Below are 16,592 nucleotides of genomic sequence, written 5' to 3' on the forward strand. Positions count from 1 at the left end.
TAGACCACTATCAAGGATTCGTTATCATCGTTGCACTTGACTTGAAAATTGAGGGGCCGCTTTTGTTTTATCTGGCTTCGAGAAAATCATCCAGGGTGGCGTGGCGCTGCGCCAGTGCCTCATTTAAGCCGGGAAACTTGGCGAGGTAGGCGGGCGTGTCTAGCTCCGCCAGGGCAGCTTTTGGCATTGCCTTCAGCAGCCTCGCCACCGCCCCAATTTCCTGATCGCGCCACGCGTCATGGACGTTGAAGCCGCTCAGGATGTGCCGCCGATTGTCAATCATGCCGTCCGCCATGACGGGCTCATTGAAGCTGCGCCAGGCGGTGATTAGCGGATCGGTCGCTGCATACACGGCGTTGGCGTCTGGCAGCGCGGCGGTCAGCTTGGTCATGAATAGCCGGACCTGTTTGGCGTCACCAGGCAAGTCGGAGAGGGTCTGCCAGCGGCTGATGACTTGACTTGCGGCCTTTTGCCGACCCATGAACAACAGCGTGAACAGACGGGTGTGGCACCACGAACTGGCCAGCTGCTCATAGCGTGGCAAGCCCTGAAAAACCTGCAGCCGCCGCCAGATTTTCTCCGCCTGCTCAGGAAGAACCGGGATCAACGGAATCATCGCTTCGATCTGGGCGAGCGTCGTTACCGGGGCGGTCAGCGCGTACCGAGTGATCGCTGTGCGTTCCGCCTCTGTCAACGGCCAGTCGCCCCAGGCGGTGTACTCGGCCAAGGCCTTGGCCAGCACCGGCGGCAGCGGCTTAGCCTCAGCCAGCGCCACGCCGCGCTCATGCTCGAGCAGCGCGGCGAATTCATCGGCCGACAGGTGCAGCCGCTGCAGAATGGGAAACAGCAGCTCCGCCTTGAGGTCATTGTGGGCTGATTCGAGCCGGATCGCCTGGCGCTGGCTGAGCAGGCCATCATACAGGCGCGCCTGTGGCATGCCCTGGCCCAGGCGCACGGCCCGCAATAGCTTACCAACTTCTCCTGCCACTTCTGTCACCTCTTTCACGTTGCGCTCAGTGTACCAGATACACTGGCAACATGGAAGGACGTGGTTCAGATGATGATCAACGTAAAATGGGTGCTGCACCGACTGCCGCACGGGGAAATTGGATTATTGCTTATATTTGCTTTACTGGGGAGTTTTGAAGGCGTGTTGAACGGGTTCGTGCTGGGCCGGCTGCCAAGCCTCACGCAGGCGACGACCGTCCAGCGTTATCAGTATCTGGGCCAGGCGCTGGTCGCGTATGCCGGGACGTACACCTGCTTGTTTATTTTTCAGCTGCTGATTCAAGATGCGCTCAGGCGTCTGAACATTGCACTGAAAGAAACGCTGCTGACGGTCAGCTTCGAGACGAGCGAGGCCCCTTCGGCCGGGCTCAATCGCCTGACCAACGATGCCGCGCAGATTCAAGGTCGCTATTTTGAGGTCATCCTCGCGATCTTGTCCGCCGGTTTTGGCGCCATTACGGCCGCCTTATTCGTTTTGGTGACCAATTGGATGATGGGACTCATCAGCATCGCCTTTTCCGCGCTGACGATGGTGCCGATGCTGTTTGGCCAGACCAAGCTGGCGGCGCTGGGTAAACGGTGGAGCACTGCCAATGCCGCCACATTGGCCGCCGGTAGCGACTGGCTTGAAGGCCGCGGCGATTTGGTCCAGTACCAAGCGGCGGGCAGCTTTTTCGTCCGGGTGAAGCAGCGGCTGGCCGTCAGTGAAAAACGGCTTCAGCAGCAGACGAATGGCCAGCTGCGCGTGCAGTACGGCAACTGGATGCTAACCGTGCTGACGCTGATCGGCCCGCTGGCCATCGGCTTTTGGCTGATCCATGTGGGCGGCTTTGGCGTTACCATCAGCGTGCTGTTGACCCTGCTGCTGTCGGTCGATCACGTCACCATGAATATTCGCATGCTGATTCAGTACTGGAGCCAGCTGACCGGCACGCGCGAGTTACGCCGCCTGCCGCAAGCGCCCACGCCGCTGCTGAGCCAGCGCACACCGACGCACGGCGAAGGCCAGATCGACGTTCAGCGCTTGACCATTGCCTATGGCGACCAGCCGATTCTCGCCGCAACTGACCTGGCGCTGACTCCTGGCACCAAACTGCTGGTGTCTGGTCCCTCGGGCAGCGGCAAGTCAACGCTGCTGCGCGTGCTTGGCGGCTGGCAGCAGCCCACGGGTGGGCGCGTCCTAGTGGATGGTGAAGCGCCAGCGCCGGCGAAAACGACGTACATCAACCAAACGCCGTGGGTCTTTGCTGGTACCGTACGGGAAAATCTGACGCTGGGCCAAACGTTCACCGATGACGCGCTGCTGGCTGCGTTGGGCCAAGTGGGTCTGACCACAGAGCTCGGGGATGAGCCGCTGGACCGTGTCATCGCGCCTGATCAGGCCAGCATTTCTGGCGGCCAGCTTCAACGCCTGGCGCTTGCCCGAGGGCTGTTGCGGAAGCGCCCGGTCATGCTGCTGGACGAGATCACGGCTGGGCTGGACGACCAAAACGCCAAGCAAATCCGCAATTTGATCTATCATTTGCCGAACACCATCATTGAGGCTGCGCACCACTTCGACGACCAACAGCTGCAAACGGATCACGTGCTGCATTATCAGTTGACGGCAGCACATACTCTGGCGAAGATGAGTTGAGTCGACCTGCGTGCAGGGGGTCGTGAATCGATTTATTGTAATCATCTTCTATAGCAAATTTTTCCGTCTCTAAAAAATTGCCAGTCTCCAGATCTGGAGGCCGGCAATTTTGTTGCGGCCGCACATGGGTAACGCTTGAGGTTAATCCCTAAGCGCCCAGCGGCCAGTCGGCGCACTGAGGTAAAAGGACTCGGTCAGCGGCTTGAATCCCGCCTTGCGGTAAACGTGGTAGGCGGCGAGGTTGTCGCTGTCGACGTCGAGGCGGAAGTCCTTGTGGCGCGTAGCCGAGAGCTGGCCCATCATCAGTTGGATGAAGCGGCTGCCAACCCCCTGATTGCGATAGTCTTTGGCAATAAACAGCCCGTAAAAGTAGTCGTAGTCGTCCAAATCTACCGCACAGTAGCCGATGGGCTGGCCTTGGTAGTGGCAGACAAACGAGGCGACCGCCGGGTCAGTCCGAGCGACTTCAAGGTAGCGTCGCGCCTGGTCTTCGTCAGTCCCGGATTCGTCTGCGAAGGCCTCCATATACAGCGGTAGGAGGGTTTCAATGTCGCTGCTGGTCAGCGGGGCGACTGTGAGCACATCATCGGTGGCTTTGCCGCTGCCGGCAGGCGCTATCAGACCAATTTCACTGGCGGGATCTTTTACTAGTTGCGTCTGCTCAAGGAATTGGGGATGACTGGTAAGAAAAGCGGCTTCGGTCGCATATTCACATTTTTGATAGCCAGCGGTCTGCAATACTTTCCTTGCCGCCTGCCACAGCGCAGTGGCAACGCCTTGCCTGCGGTATTCCGGCAGCACGTGGATACTGACGTCCACCACGCCGCCTGGCCCTGGGGCGTCATCGGCATACAGCGTCAGCAGGCCGATCGGTTGCCCCACGGCTTCGGCGAGGAAAAAGGCTGGCATGGTCTGATCGAAGTTCAAGTCGTTCTCGAGGTACGGATCACGGTGCGTGCCGTCCACGGCCTGCGTCGCCTTGATCAAGGCTTTGGCCGCCGCGGTTTGGGCCTTGGTCAGCGTTGGGGTTTGAGTGATTTGCATCATGGTGTGTTCTTTCGGTTTATAACTTCAGCAAGTAGGTGCGTTCGCGATACGATTCGGCGATAATGTAGTCGGCCATGGCCGCCTCGGTGAAAAAGGTGACCCACTGCGGGTACTGCGGCAAGGCTTCGACGCGCCCGGCCGCTGCCGTGAGAACCAGCTCCTGGGTGCCCGCGTCCAGCGCCCATTTGGCCTTGGGGGCCTGGTAGCTTTTCGGCGTGGCCAGCGCCCGCCAGTTATGCGCGATCTCCCGCGCCCCGAGGCTCTGGTACAGGCCGTTGGCGGCTGCATCGCTGCGGGTAAAGATCTCGACAAAATCGGCACCGGCGGTTTTCAACTTAGTCAGGCAGGCCTTAAGCAGCGTCCGCGCAAGGCCTTGCCCTTGCGCAGAAGGGCTCACGGCAAACACTTCGATGTAGCTGCCGCGGCCTTGATGCTGCACGTAGAGATCATGCTTGACGCGGTCGTCATTAAAGACGCCCGCGTCGATGGCACCGACGACGAGACCGTCCATGGTCGCAACAAGCGAAATCACAGTGCGGTAGCCGTCCGCCTCGCCGAACGCATCGCGCTGGTCGCTGATTTGATCACGGAACTGGGAGTGCATGTAGGCCAGCGCGACGGTGTTGAGGTAGGCTCGTTCATCGGCGGGTTGGTAGGGCCTGATTTTCATAAGTATCTCCTGACTGGTGGCTGACCGCTTGAGCCGGCCAAATTAATATTTTTATTATACCTGATTAAGCTGACGGTGGGTCCCAGCAGCCCCATGCGCCAGTGGCGTAGAAAATATTGGTTGAGGCGCATATTAACGCGCCGCCTTTGCTTGATACTTCAGGTAGGCCTGGTAAGTGGCCTCAGGCAGTGTGCCCGCCTGCACCGCGGCCTTGACCGCGCAGCCCGGCTCGCTGACGTGGCGGCAGTTGCGGAACTTGCAGTTGGCCGCGAGGGCCTCGAGCGGCGCGAACTGCGCGGCAAACCCGGCACTGGCCGCGGCCACGCCCACCGCCCGCATGCCCGGGGTATCAATGAGCCGCGTCCCGGTGCGCAGGACGAACAGGCGGCGATTGGTCGTCGCGTGGCGGCCGTGAGCGTCATCTTGCCGGATGGTTTTGGTGAACAGGGCCTCGCCGGTCAGCTTGCCGACCAGGGTGGACTTACCGACGCCGGACGAACCGATGAGTGCTAGGCACGCGTCGGGCTGAAGCAGCTCCGCCAGCTTCACGGCCGGTTCCTGATCAGCGCCGAGCGTGTACACCGAGGTTCCTGGGAAGGTCGCGGTGAGCTGGTCGTTCAGTTTGGCCAAGGCAGCGTCGCTTATGAGATCCGTTTTTGTGATCAAAAATGCCGGCTGGGCGCGGCTGACCGTGGCAATTGCGTGGTAGCGGCGCAAGCGTTCGAGGTTGAAGTCGTGGTTGGCGCTGGTGACGATCACGACTGTGGTCAGATTCGCGGCGATGGCCTGGCCGCCGGACTCGCGAAAACGGCTCGACGTGCTACGGGTCAGCAGGCTGGTGCGCGGCTGCATCGCTGTGATGCGCATGCTGCCGGCTTGCAGCGTGCCGCTCACCCAGTCGCCGACCACCAGTTGGGTGTGTTGCTGCTTAAGCGTGCGGCGAAAATTGCCGCTGAGCGTTGCCGGCAGTGTCTCACCGTCAACAAGTAAGTCAAAACGGTCCTGGGCCTGAAATGAGACCTGGCCACGAAGAACAGTTGAATCAGTTTTTATCAAATGAAAGCCTCCAAAGAATCTTGGCACAAAAAAGCAAGCCAACACGAGTCGGCTTGCTGCAAGGTCCTTCAGAGGCGGAGTTTAGTACTTTAGAGCTTGTTCCCAGGGAGGCTATGCGTCAGCCGACGCGTCACGATTAAACTTTGCGATGTTACCGTCTTAAAGTTTGTCATCATGGGTTGCCTCCTTGTGAAGATTTTATTTTTGATGGGCTAAGCATATAACTTGAGTTTAGCAGTGTCAATAAAAAGCGCATATTGGCCAATCGCGGCAATTATGTTCTGAATGATCATCCGGCGCCTACGTGATCATCAGGCCAACTGGTCAACCTCGTCAGATTTTTTGAGGCACCGGACTTCTCACATTATCTGTTTAAATGACTAAAGATTAGTTTTATACAATTTCAATCTTTACTTTTTTCCCTAGCGCCATAGCAATTTTTGTCATCGTTGCGACGCTAGTGTTTGCCCCTCGTTCGATGCGGGCGATGGTGGCTTGTGGGACGCCAGAGCGCTGCGCCAGCTCACGCTGTGTGACGCCTGCAGCTTCGCGAGCTTGCATAATCGCAGCGGCGCTTTCCAGTAACGCCATCTGCTTTTCATATTCCTCTTTAAATTCTGGATTTTTGAGGTTCTCATCGATCATGTCACTAATTTTGGTAGTTTTGGCTGTCATTGATTGTCCCCACTTTTGAATTCAGGTTTTTCCATGTGAACATGATAGCATATATATCATCAGAGGCAAAACCAGAGGACTTTTGCTCAAACCAAATAAGTCTGCCACCGGGCTTATGAATCCCAGAGAGAAAGCATACGAGTTAGGCTGCCACTGCCTCGGTGTCCGGCCATTTGACGGCGCACAGTGTGGCGGCGATGACCATGAGTGCCGCGCAGCCACCAAAGACGATCCAGGCGGTTTGCGGTGAACTGAGGTTGGCGATGCCAAGGAAAATCACGGTACCCAGCGGTGCGCCAACCAAAGAAGCAGTGTCGATCACAGACGAGGTCGCGGCCAAGTGCTGGTCGTCGATCTTACCCATAATCATGCCCTGTAGGCGCGGATTGATCTTGCCGATGGGATAACTTGCGATGACCATGCTGGCGAGCATGATCGCCGGCTGCTGCCACCACACCATGTTGATGGCAAAGATGAGAAGCGACCCCATCGTGATGCCGGTCAAGGCGGCCAGCGGAACGCGTTGTAAGCCGTCATGCATGAACAGTGCCGCCAGGGTGATCGACAGCGCGCCCACGATGTTGACCGCCGCCACGGTCGTCCCAAAAGTGCCGAGCCAAAGCGCTTTGGTATTAGCTAGGAGGACTGAGGTGAGGCCGTCCATTGAGGTGCCAAGGGTGTTCACGCCCATGGCCAGGAAAACCATGGCGAAGATGGGTTTTTCCTCGTAAAGCAAGGCGAAGGCGCGGAAGATCCCGGTCTTAACGTTTTCGGCAGGTGCGGCCGGGGCCTGGACCATTTTGGCGTGCTCGTTGGTATCCGCCTGGGTAAAGGCGTGGCGGTCATGCCAGAGCACGACGCCGGCAAGCATGAAGCTGATGGCGTTGATCAAGCCGAACAGAGCGAAGTTGTTGTGCAAGATGAGAATCAGGCTCGCGCCGAACGCTTGGAAGACCATGGAGATCACGTTGCGAATGCCGCTGCTGAAGCCCATGGCGCTGGCGTACGCGTCCTGCTTGATGAATGTTTTCTCGTAATGCAGCAGCAGGCCGGAGGTGAAGTTGGCGATCAGGTCGGAGCTGAAGTTGATGGCCAGTAGGAGCCCGAAGATGAGCAGGGTGCCCGGCTGGCGGATCAGGAAGGCTAGTCCCACGTACAGCAGGCCTTGCACGACGCGCAGTCCGACCACCAGCTTGAAGCGGCGGCGCGGGTCGGTGTGATCCGCCCAGTATCCGTTTAGGATCAGGAACAGTGTTGGCAGCAGGTTGATGATCGACACCAGCGACAGAGCCAGCGTTTTGAACGGCAGCGTCTGCGCGTAGATCAGGAAGACTAGGTTGAATAGAACGGAACCGATGGCGCTGAGAAAATCGGAATTAGCCAGTGCGCGGAACTGGTGATTCGCAAGATATTCTTTCATGGGGATGACCTCTTTTCTGATGGCCCAAGCATAGTTGACAGAAGAGGTCGTCCCGGTCAGAATATGCATATATGCAAAAGGAGCTGAGCGCATGCAAAAATACGGGCCGTATTTTCGGAAGCTGCGGCAAAGCAAGAACGTGACCCTGGCCGAGCTGGCCGCGGATACCGGGCTGACGGAAGGTTTTATTTCGCGGTTCGAGCGCGGGCAAAGTGACATCACGGTCAGCCGGTTCACCGCGCTGCTGAATGCGCTGAATGTGGCGATTGAAGAGTTTCTGCTGGGGATGCGCGAGGCGACAATGGATCCGGAAACCTTGGAGGATTATCCATTGGCTCGCATGCAGGCTAACATTCCCTTTATGGCCTTTTTCTTTGATATCAGTCATGTCTCAGTAGGGGCAGAGCTAGATCGCCATATTGCCGGTGCCGAGGCCGCATGCCGCAGTAAGCCGACGCGCAAAAATCACTTCATCTGGCTGTTCTACCAGACAATGAACGCGATTTTGCAGAAGCCAATCGATAACAAAACCCTGACCCGAGCTCAGGCACCAATTACCCACTACCTTCAGCAGGTCGACAATTGGGGTGTTTATGAATGTTATCTATTCATTGCGTTTACCCCGGCGTTGGGTCCGGAAATGATGGTGCGGCTATTGCGAATTGGGCTAAAACGAAGCCGCGTCCTCAAGCGCAGTCCCAGTCATGAACAAATTGATCTTCAACTCGCAGTGGCCGCGTTGACCAGCCTGATGGCCCGTGAGGAGATGGATGCCGCGGTGCAAGTGATGAAGATGATGAATTCGCTGGAAAAACGCAACGCCAACCAGGTCTTTGCCATCGAGTTCTTCAACGGCTGGGTCCAAATCAAACTGGGTAAACGAGAAACTGGCATCGCGACTTGCGAGCACGTCATTAAGCAGTTTTCGGAGCTAGGACTCAGTCAGTGGGCCAATGACTTTAACGATATCCTGAGCTCACTGAAGGCGGATCCGCCGACTAATCCAATTTTCCTTTATTCACAGTTCTGATGGAAGCTGCAGCATTGCAGAACAGCGCGCAATCAAAACGGGCCAACTCAGCTAGACAAGTTTTTGTCTGACTGGGTTGACCTGTTTTGGCTTTAGAGCATCATTCATCATCTGGTAAGACGTGCATCTGCTTCTTTTCGTTTTGATAGGTCCCGAGGCCATAAATGATGCCGCCCACGCCGCCCGTGACCAGCGCGTAAATCCATTCCACGGGATCGCCCGCGGTGGCGTCGAGGAGGATCTTCATACAGGCAAAGACGAAGCCGAAGATCAGGCCGTACTGGACCGCGTCTCGCTTCACTTGACGTAGGGCTTGCCGTCGGTTGGCGCGCGTCGTTTCAATCGCTGTGAGCCCTGCCTTCTTGATTGCTACGCTCACGCCAACCATGGCAATCAGTAGGATGAGCAGTGCGACGACGTTCAGCCAACTAATGTTAAAGATGGCCTGAATCATCAGGACTAAAAATTCTGTGATGATCAATAACAACAGCGAAATGGTTGAGATGCGCCCGACCTCTGCGCGGGCGTGCTCGTCGTAAGGCTGCTTAATTCCCCACCAGAAAATCACGAAGCGGTCCATCCACGTTTTTTTCATTTTGACTCCTCCTCCCAGAACAGGGTGTTCAGGTCCGTTTTCAGGGCCCAGGCGAGTTTTAAGCACAGGTCCAGTGACGGGTTGTATTTGTTGTTTTCGATGAGATTAATGGTTTGGCGCGCCACATCAATTTGTTGCGCCAATGCCAACTGCGAAATACCTTGCAGCTGGCGGTACTGCCGCACTCGATTCAAGGACTCGCCTCCTGTCATGTATAATTGACTTAATGTCATGTATAATGTACTTCCCGTTTATAATTGTGTCAACTATAAATGACAGAAAATTAAAAAACGGACGGTCACTTTGAGCGAAAAATGCCCCTAAGTGACAGTCCGATAAAGTAAGAGATGCAGCGCGGCTATGGTGCTTTGACCCCAGCGACCCGGCCTTCGCGGAGGGTGATGATTTCATTGTAGCGAGGAAGGAGCGTTTGATCTAGGTGATGCATGACCGAAAAAATCATGCATGGTAGACCAAGAACATATGTTTCAAGCTTTTGGCTGAGCCTTGCATCAAGCGCCGAGTTGAATTCGTCCAGCAACAGGACATCAGGTTTTGTCAGCAAAGCGCGGCCGAGCGCAAGCCGCTGTTTTTCGCCGCCGGATAGGTCTTCCTCGACCAAATCGGCGTCTTCACCGTAGCGTCTCACGAGTTCGTCCAGTTCCAGCAGGTCAATGAGCTGTCTGAGCTTGGCATCATCAACAGGCAGGCCCATGAACAGGTTATCGGCCAGGCTGGCGTTGAAGACCGCCGGTGCCTGCGTGACCAGCTTGATGCTGGCAAACTTAGCGGTGGGATCACCGTTGATCAGCAGTCGGCCAGTTTGCGCGCCGATATTGACCCGCGTAATTGCCCGGATCAAGGTGGACTTACCGGCGCCGCTTTTGCCCATCAGCAGGTACTTTTTGCTGGCCGCAAACTCCAAATTGTGATCCTGCAGAAGGGTTTATCCGGGGTGGTCAGGCTGAAGTAATCAAAAATGATCGTCTCAACTTTGGCCGGACATAGCGGCTGGGGTGCTGGCGTTTTTACATCCGTGTAACCTTGCATGCGCTCCGCGATGGGGGTGACTTCGCGGCGGTAATACAGCAGCATCGACAATACTTCCATCGGCGCGCCAACGGGAGACGGCGATCAGGCTCTGACGCATCTGGTTGTTCAGGTAGATCCTCATCTTGACCTCTTTCTGCCCAGGCGGTGGGCAACTTTGAAAAATGGTGATAGCGCTTTTATTGCATTATACCCTTGGGGCTACGTAGGCTCAATCACTTACAGACAAGCCGCTGCAAGGGTACTTTCGACCAGTTGGGCAATATAAAAATACGACTTTGGAAGTACTTACACTTTCAACTAACGAGTCTATAATTTATGGCGAATAGAGGGAAAACCAATGGTAGTAATCGTTGTCGCCCGGAGTTAACTTCTCTGGGGGTATTCGGGTTGAACACGGGATATTTGCTTGAAGGGGGAGGCTGTAACAATGGAAAAAGTGAAAGAAGCACTGACACAACCGGCAATTCGCACGTTGCCGAAAGACGGGATCGCGGCTTTGAACGGGCGGACTTTATTCACCACGCAACTGATCAATGGTGATGTGAGTTTGCCTGCTCGCGGCAGCTTTACCAGCGTTATCGGCGCATTGTCAACAGGAATTACGCTAGCCGTTGAGGGTAATCAAATCACGATTAAGGGTAATGGGAAACCCTGGATGACCTTGGCACCAACCACAGTGGATGTCTTCTTAGCTAGGATTAAGGCGCAAGAGTACAGTTTCTCGCAAACCGCGCCAATTTACCTGACCTTCCTGCATCTGGTGGGGGCTGATTTTGATTTTTACACGCGGGTCTCTGGTGGCCGCGCCGGTAAGTATCTAATCGAGCACCCTCAGCAGTTGCCTGTTCACGACGTTTTGGGCATTAAGGAGATTGATAACGGGGACACCGAGCCAGAGCTGGCTAAGGCGATTAATGACTATGGTTACGAGAAGCTGGTTAAAGGCACTGAGGTCGCGTTTCTTGCGGAGGACAACATTGCCGGTGCATACCAGTTGAGAGCGGTCACGCCACATTAAGATTATTGGTTCTCGCACATGAAGGGCCAGCGCCTGCGATTCACACCATTATTGAGCGGCATACGAGGCTCTCATCCGATGATTATGTTCTGTATTCAACCTTAGACTACACTTCACTGCGTCACTTGATCTTTAACTATCTGGAAAAATGACACGCGCCCTGAGTTTAGTTTCAGCCCAGGACGCGTTTTTGCGACTCACGTTTAAAAAATCCGGAAAGGAATCAAGGATCTCTGGCGATACTAGTACCACACCAAAAAATTCCACATCCAAAATGCTAATGACCAAAGCAGGATTGTGGTTATGAGCTAATGGAATAGGACGATGACCGCGACGCCAGTAATAGCGAGAAATATGGCCACGACGACAGCAGACCAAAGGGCATAGCCAATAAAAGACGAAGTGTCCTTACCGCCTTCCGTTTGGATTCTGTGAACCGTTCTTTTGACTTCAACAAATTCAAGAAGGCCAATAATGATTAGGATAACACCAAGTAATATAACCCCAATGTGCATAATATTGGGTCCTTTCCTATTTGCTCCATTTAAAGACGCCTGTATTCTAAAACGTGGTGCGATTAGGGTCAATTCTCGACTGCTACATGTTATACAACAAGTGCTGAGGGATTTCTTTTATCTCTGGCGGTTTTCCCATGTGGCGAGGCCTCTTTGTTGTCATAGCGTCAGAAGTCCAGTTTCTTCAGTGAGTTACAATTTCGCCGAGGCTTGCTTCTTCAGGTAGTCGTTAATGTCGGTCAGGTGGTCTGCAATTCCCAGCGGATCACTAACGGCAGCCTGCTGCGCCTTCAAAAAGTCGATGAATGACGGCACGAATTTGAAGGTGGGCAAGGTCAAAAAGTAGGGCACATTGTTTGTTTGCATGATTACAATGACCGCGTTGAAGTAGTTGAATGCGTAGTCTCCGGTGTAGGCAGCGCCGAATGTCATCTTGGCGGCATCAGCGCCGATTTGAACTTCCTTTATTTGTGAGTAAGGAAGGTTGAGCGATTCTAGTTTTGAATCGGAAATTGATACCCCTGCAGTAGAAAAATAGGTATCGACAGGTTTTACCTTTCGATAGTAGAGGTCCCTGGGTAGCACCATCCGCCAAGAATCAGGGTACTGCTTGGAATCAAACTTCAAATTTGTCGGCAGTACACTAAAACGCAGCCGATCAGCTAAAGACTGATGAGAATCGATTTTATCAGTTGGAATCTTAATTCTCATACACGCACGACCTTCTTTCAAGAAGTGACAATGATGCGGGCGAAGACTGTAGCGACGCTGTTACGCAGTGCGGATAGTCCTCACGCTGCTGCCAATGTAATTCCTACATTCTTTATTGTCAATATTTCATCAGGCAAGGCATCATTGGCTGGTAAAATTGAATATCTGTTGATGGTATTTTGAATGAGAGGCAGACAATGCTAACTGACTAGAGAAAAATTTGGCTTTTTGCTAAGAAAATATTGACAGCGGTTACATTGTGTGCAATACTATCTTTGGATGGCGAGTGGGTGAGGAAGGAACAACCTCATCAGCACCACTCGCCAACTACCGGGCAATCCGACCCAAGCCATGGGTTGACCCGGCATGCTGAGCCGCCGATCGGTTGGCTATGAAGACCACACCTGAACGTGTGGGGTCCTTTCAGGACGCATGGCAGGATGCTGCTATCACTTTCCTAACTTAATCAAGCGACCCGAAGCGGCAACGCAACGGGGATAGCAGGCAGGGGCAACCCTGCAATAAAAAGCCACCGGGGCAACCACGGTGGCAGGGGACACCATTTCGCAAGAAATGGTGCCCTTTGCGTGTCCTGAAACGTTTTTGATGACAGCGCCTGCTAATCGTGCGATAATCGGCGTGCCGAGATATTGGTTTATGGGGTTAACGGAGGCAATACGCATGGGCAATCAATACTACGGTGCCAGCGGACTGCGCGCGATCAAGGCCTTTTTTGCGAACACTGGAAACTTTACGGGCCGCAGCTCACGCAAAGAGTTTTGGTGGTGGCAACTCGTGGCGCTGCTGGTGCTGGCGATTGTCGGCGGTGCGCTGGTGTTTGCTATGTTCGGCTCACTGGCGGCGGTGAAAAGCGGGAATACCGGTGCCATGCACGGTGGCCAAGTGGTCGCACTCATCACTTTTTTGTTGCTGGCTTTTCTTGTTTTTGCGGTGACCCTCTTGCCGGGATTGACACTGGGCATGCGGCGCTTCCGTGACGCGGGGGTGCCGGGCTGGCTCTCCCTGATCATGAATCTATTGATCGTCCTTTCGCGCTTGACGCCGGCTGCCGTCGGTGATCAGGCGATGGTGGCGATCAACTGGGCAACGGTTGCGCTGATTCTGATTGAGGAGGCGATCTGCTGCCTGCCGAGCCGGCGAGCCGTGACGCTCACCACCCGCGGGTTCAACGTGAAATGGTTTCAGCAGGCCCAAATGTTGTTTGAGCTGCTCATCCTGGGTGGGGTGGTGTTCGTCATCCTGTCCGGGCACTTGCCATTCCTGTTCGGCATCCTGTTGCTTCAGATTTGGGAGACGGCGTTAAGTGTGACGATCAATCGGGCCATGCAGGATCGCGCCAGCAGGTTGTGGGCGTGGGCCGATGCGCAGGGGCTGGATGCCGCGGCCTTGCAGCAGCGGACGGGGCTGTATACCGCCGAACAGTGGGCCGCTAGCCGGCCGGCGCACCTACAATTCGTGCCGGCGCGCGGTGTGATCGACCAGCTGGTGGGTGATTTTTCAGCCGATTCAGCGAGTTGACGATGAGTATAGAAGCTCATCATAGCGTCTCATTCAGTGCGGTTGAATGAGGCGTTTTTAACTGGTCGCAAAAACCTTTTTTCGTTGACCCGGCAGTGCCGGCATGATATTCTTCTAGCTGTCGCTTTTAGTAACCGTTACGATTAAGCACCAACTAAATCGTAATGAATGCCGGTGTGCCAGGGTTTCGGACCAACTGTTTCTTGACAAGTCAGGCGTGCGTTCGGTAGACTGTTAAATGTAAATCGTAGCGATTACGATTAGCCAAAAACGAGGGGGAACCCATTTTATGAAATTCAAGCATTGGCTCACCGCGCTGGTGGTTGGCGCCATGGGCATCGGCCTGGCCGCCTGTTCAAGCGGGCACAGTGCCACACCGAGCGGCAGCAAGAAGCTGACCGTGGTTGCGTCGGTCAATTTTTACGGCGAAGTGGCGAAGGCCGTCGTCGGCAATCACGGGACGGTGACCTCGGTGATCGATAATCCGGACGTCGACCCGCACGACTACGATCCGACGACCGACGTGGCCAAAAGTGTCGCCAAGGCCGATGTCATCGTGGAAAACGGCGCCGGGTACGACGGCTGGATGACGCGACTGGTCGACGCCAATAACACCGATGCCAAGGTCGTGTCAGCGGCCAAGGTCGTCGGCGTGGCCAACGGCGAGAACGAGCACATCTGGTACAAGCCGAAAATGATGATCAAAATGGCGAACGCCCTGGCCGATCGGTACGGCAAAGTTGACCCTGCGCACAAGGCCGAGTACCAGCAAAACGCGAAGGCCTACATCAAAAAGTTGACGCCGCTGACAAAGCTGATCGACCAGACGCGGTCGAAGGCGCATGGCGAAGCCGTTGCCGTCAGCGAGCCAGTGTTTGACAATGCATTGCACTACCTCGGCTACAAAGTCGTGGATGAGCATTTTTCCAAGGCAAACGAGGACGGCACCGATCCCAGTCCCAAGGATATCCGCGACCTGCTGGCGGCAATCAAGGGCAAGAAGATCAAGTTTTTCGTCCAGAATACGCAGTTCAAAAGTCCGACCGTCAGCAACATGGTCGCGCTGGCAAAACGGTCCGGCGTACCGGTCCTCAAAGTCACCGAAACCATGCCAAGCGGCGAGACCTATATCAGCTGGATGACGCGTCAATACAAGGCGCTTGAAGCCATCCAGGATCGGCGTTAAAGTGTTACAATAGATTTGCTAATTAAAAATAAGAAGGAGACCAGAGTTTGGCTAAGAAATCTAAGATTGAAAAAGCAAAACGTCAGGAACTGTTGGTAGCGAAGTATGCGGCTCGCCGCAAGGAGTTAAAGGCCAAGGGTGATTACGCCGGTTTGGCGAAATTGCCTAAGGATTCCAGTCCGGTGCGCTTGCACAACCGCGACACCTTGGACGGCCGGCCGCATGCCTACATGCGCAAGTTTGGTCTGTCCCGTTTGAACTTCCGCGACCTTGCCCACAAGGGTCAAATCCCTGGCGTGCGCAAAGCCAGCTGGTAATTATGGAGGTTCTCATGGCAAAACCCGATGCGGCGACCGCGCGGCGCCAAATGCACAGCCCGAACATCAAGACGCGCAAACGCGCCTTGCGGACTTTGAAAACGATCAAGAAGCAACTTAAATAAAGTCAGTGCCGCCAGCGTGAGGAGAGTTCCTTACGCTGGCGGTTTTTTGCTGGCGTCAGCCGTCGCGTTTTGACGCGGTCCGGTTGAGAAATCTTGGCTGGCCGCTATCTGATTGTTGGCAATTAAAAATGGCTCAAAAGCCTGTACAAAGGCATCGCTATGTTATAATAACTGTGTTAAAAAATGCTTCGGCGCTGAGTTTCTTGCCATCATGATTTTTCCCAGGGTCGAAATTTTTGGAGGAATTACATTGAAAGCTATCTGTTCTGAATTCATGGGGACCTTCCTGCTGGTCTTTCTCGGCAGCGGGGCCGTATTGTTTGCTAAGGGCGATGCGTTGACCATTGCGATCGGCTTTGGGCTGGCGATCACGATTTCCGCATACGCGTTCGGCAACGTCACTGGCGGGCACTTCAATCCGGCCGTCACCACTGCGTTCATGGTCAACGGGCGCACCTCGATCGGCGAGGGCCTGGTCTACATCGTGTCCCAAATCGTTGGTGCCATCGCGGCTTCCGCCTGCGTCCGTGTCATCGTTGACGCGCTGAAGCTGCCAGGCAACCAAATGGCACAAACCGACTTCCCGAAGCTGTCGGTCGGTGCGGCGTTCTTCGTTGAAGCCCTGGCGACCTTCCTGTTCTTGGTCGTCATCCTGAACGTTACCTCAAATGACCACGGCGCAGGGAACTTTGCGGGCCTCGCCATTGGGGTCACGCTGATGCTGCTGATCATCTTCTCCGTCAACCTGACCGGCGCGTCCTTGAACCCGGCCCGTTCGATCGGCCCGGCAATCTTTGCCGGCGGTTCCGCGCTGTCCCACCTTTGGCTTTACATTGTGGCGCCAGAAGTTGGTGCGGTCCTGGCCGCGTTTGCGTCCAAGTACCTGATGGATACTGAAGACTAACATTAAACCAATGAAGCCTCTGTCGACAAATTGAAGTGCCATAGAAAAGTTAGACAAATTTTCTACCACAACAATATCTGGTTCCTT

At 54.9% G+C, this 16,592-nt stretch carries 19 protein-coding genes; 8 read left to right on the forward strand and 11 right to left on the reverse strand.

Annotation, left to right across the window (positions count from 1 at the left end; genetic code table 11):
• Window positions 1–67 precede the first annotated feature (67 nt).
• Entirely contained in the window at window positions 68–988 is a 921-nt protein-coding gene (locus FC75_RS09190) for a transcriptional regulator (protein WP_056989715.1), read from the reverse strand.
• 69 nt (window positions 989–1,057) lie between these two features.
• Between FC75_RS09190 and FC75_RS09195 the strand changes: the two genes are divergently transcribed.
• Window positions 1,058–2,644 carry an ABC transporter ATP-binding protein gene (locus tag FC75_RS09195; RefSeq protein ID WP_054666364.1) on the forward strand — a complete coding sequence of 529 codons (1,587 nt, stop codon included), beginning with the start codon at window positions 1,058–1,060 and terminating at the stop codon, window positions 2,642–2,644.
• A gap of 141 nt (window positions 2,645–2,785) precedes the next feature.
• On the opposite strand, the gene FC75_RS09200 is transcribed toward FC75_RS09195, so the two are convergent.
• From FC75_RS09200 to FC75_RS09220, 5 genes are all read right to left on the reverse strand, one after another.
• Window positions 2,786–3,691 (reverse strand): GNAT family N-acetyltransferase, encoded by a 906-nt coding sequence (locus FC75_RS09200; RefSeq protein WP_056989716.1) that lies wholly within the window; start codon window positions 3,689–3,691, stop codon window positions 2,786–2,788.
• A gap of 16 nt (window positions 3,692–3,707) precedes the next feature.
• Window positions 3,708–4,361: a GNAT family N-acetyltransferase gene (locus tag FC75_RS09205; protein WP_056989717.1), complete on the reverse strand. Its 654-nt coding sequence runs from the start codon at window positions 4,359–4,361 to the stop codon at window positions 3,708–3,710.
• A 132-nt stretch (window positions 4,362–4,493) separates the two neighbouring features.
• Window positions 4,494–5,417: a ribosome small subunit-dependent GTPase A gene (gene rsgA, locus FC75_RS09210; protein WP_056989718.1), complete on the reverse strand. Its 924-nt coding sequence runs from the start codon at window positions 5,415–5,417 to the stop codon at window positions 4,494–4,496.
• Window positions 5,418–5,810: 393 nt separating this feature from the next.
• On the reverse strand, window positions 5,811–6,092 hold the full coding sequence (locus tag FC75_RS09215; RefSeq protein ID WP_056989719.1) for a helix-turn-helix domain-containing protein: 282 nt from the start codon (window positions 6,090–6,092) through the stop codon (window positions 5,811–5,813).
• A gap of 142 nt (window positions 6,093–6,234) precedes the next feature.
• Complete coding sequence (locus FC75_RS09220; protein ID WP_056989720.1) at window positions 6,235–7,512, reverse strand: MFS transporter; 1,278 nt, start codon at window positions 7,510–7,512, stop codon at window positions 6,235–6,237.
• A gap of 91 nt (window positions 7,513–7,603) precedes the next feature.
• Here FC75_RS09220 and FC75_RS09225 point away from each other — a divergent pair, with 91 nt between their 5' ends.
• Entirely contained in the window at window positions 7,604–8,542 is a 939-nt protein-coding gene (locus tag FC75_RS09225) for an Rgg family transcriptional regulator (protein WP_054665469.1), read from the forward strand.
• 100 nt (window positions 8,543–8,642) lie between these two features.
• Here FC75_RS09225 and FC75_RS09230 read toward each other — a convergent pair whose 3' ends face one another.
• From FC75_RS09230 to FC75_RS12705, 4 genes are all read right to left on the reverse strand, one after another.
• Window positions 8,643–9,137, reverse strand: coding sequence for a DUF3278 domain-containing protein (locus FC75_RS09230; RefSeq protein ID WP_056989721.1), 495 nt, complete (start codon window positions 9,135–9,137; stop codon window positions 8,643–8,645).
• Window positions 9,134–9,331: a helix-turn-helix transcriptional regulator gene (locus FC75_RS09235; RefSeq protein ID WP_054665476.1), complete on the reverse strand. Its 198-nt coding sequence runs from the start codon at window positions 9,329–9,331 to the stop codon at window positions 9,134–9,136. The genes FC75_RS09230 and FC75_RS09235 overlap by 4 nt, the downstream gene beginning before the upstream one ends.
• Window positions 9,332–9,495: 164 nt before the next feature.
• A complete protein-coding gene (locus FC75_RS09240) occupies window positions 9,496–10,062 on the reverse strand; it encodes an ATP-binding cassette domain-containing protein (RefSeq protein WP_054665480.1) in 567 nt (188 codons plus the stop codon).
• Complete coding sequence (locus tag FC75_RS12705; RefSeq protein WP_156403607.1) at window positions 10,029–10,232, reverse strand: hypothetical protein; 204 nt, start codon at window positions 10,230–10,232, stop codon at window positions 10,029–10,031. Before FC75_RS12705 ends, FC75_RS09240 begins: the two co-directional genes overlap by 34 nt.
• A 385-nt stretch (window positions 10,233–10,617) precedes the next feature.
• Between FC75_RS12705 and FC75_RS09245 the strand changes: the two genes are divergently transcribed.
• Complete coding sequence (locus FC75_RS09245) at window positions 10,618–11,208, forward strand: hypothetical protein (protein WP_054665486.1); 591 nt, start codon at window positions 10,618–10,620, stop codon at window positions 11,206–11,208.
• 707 nt (window positions 11,209–11,915) lie between these two features.
• On the opposite strand, the gene FC75_RS12710 is transcribed toward FC75_RS09245, so the two are convergent.
• Window positions 11,916–12,434, reverse strand: coding sequence for a hypothetical protein (locus FC75_RS12710; protein WP_054665492.1), 519 nt, complete (start codon window positions 12,432–12,434; stop codon window positions 11,916–11,918).
• Between the two features lie 681 nt (window positions 12,435–13,115).
• Here FC75_RS12710 and FC75_RS09260 point away from each other — a divergent pair.
• The 5 genes from FC75_RS09260 (at window position 13,116) to FC75_RS09275 (ending at window position 16,505) form a co-directional block, all read left to right on the forward strand.
• Window positions 13,116–13,973: a DUF805 domain-containing protein gene (locus FC75_RS09260; protein ID WP_056989723.1), complete on the forward strand. Its 858-nt coding sequence runs from the start codon at window positions 13,116–13,118 to the stop codon at window positions 13,971–13,973.
• Between the two features lie 289 nt (window positions 13,974–14,262).
• Window positions 14,263–15,159, forward strand: a complete 897-nt coding sequence (locus FC75_RS09265) for a metal ABC transporter solute-binding protein, Zn/Mn family (protein ID WP_056989724.1) — start codon at window positions 14,263–14,265, stop codon at window positions 15,157–15,159.
• Between the two features lie 47 nt (window positions 15,160–15,206).
• Window positions 15,207–15,476: a 30S ribosomal protein S14 gene (gene rpsN, locus FC75_RS09270; protein ID WP_054665499.1), complete on the forward strand. Its 270-nt coding sequence runs from the start codon at window positions 15,207–15,209 to the stop codon at window positions 15,474–15,476.
• A 14-nt stretch (window positions 15,477–15,490) separates the two neighbouring features.
• On the forward strand, window positions 15,491–15,601 hold the full coding sequence (locus FC75_RS12805; RefSeq protein ID WP_162230953.1) for a putative metal homeostasis protein: 111 nt from the start codon (window positions 15,491–15,493) through the stop codon (window positions 15,599–15,601).
• A 250-nt stretch (window positions 15,602–15,851) separates the two neighbouring features.
• Window positions 15,852–16,505, forward strand: coding sequence for an MIP/aquaporin family protein (locus tag FC75_RS09275; RefSeq protein ID WP_054665502.1), 654 nt, complete (start codon window positions 15,852–15,854; stop codon window positions 16,503–16,505).
• Window positions 16,506–16,592 lie beyond the last annotated feature (87 nt).

It is taken from the genome of Lacticaseibacillus camelliae DSM 22697 = JCM 13995 (genome assembly GCF_001436615.1).
Classification (GTDB): domain Bacteria; phylum Bacillota; class Bacilli; order Lactobacillales; family Lactobacillaceae; genus Lacticaseibacillus; species Lacticaseibacillus camelliae.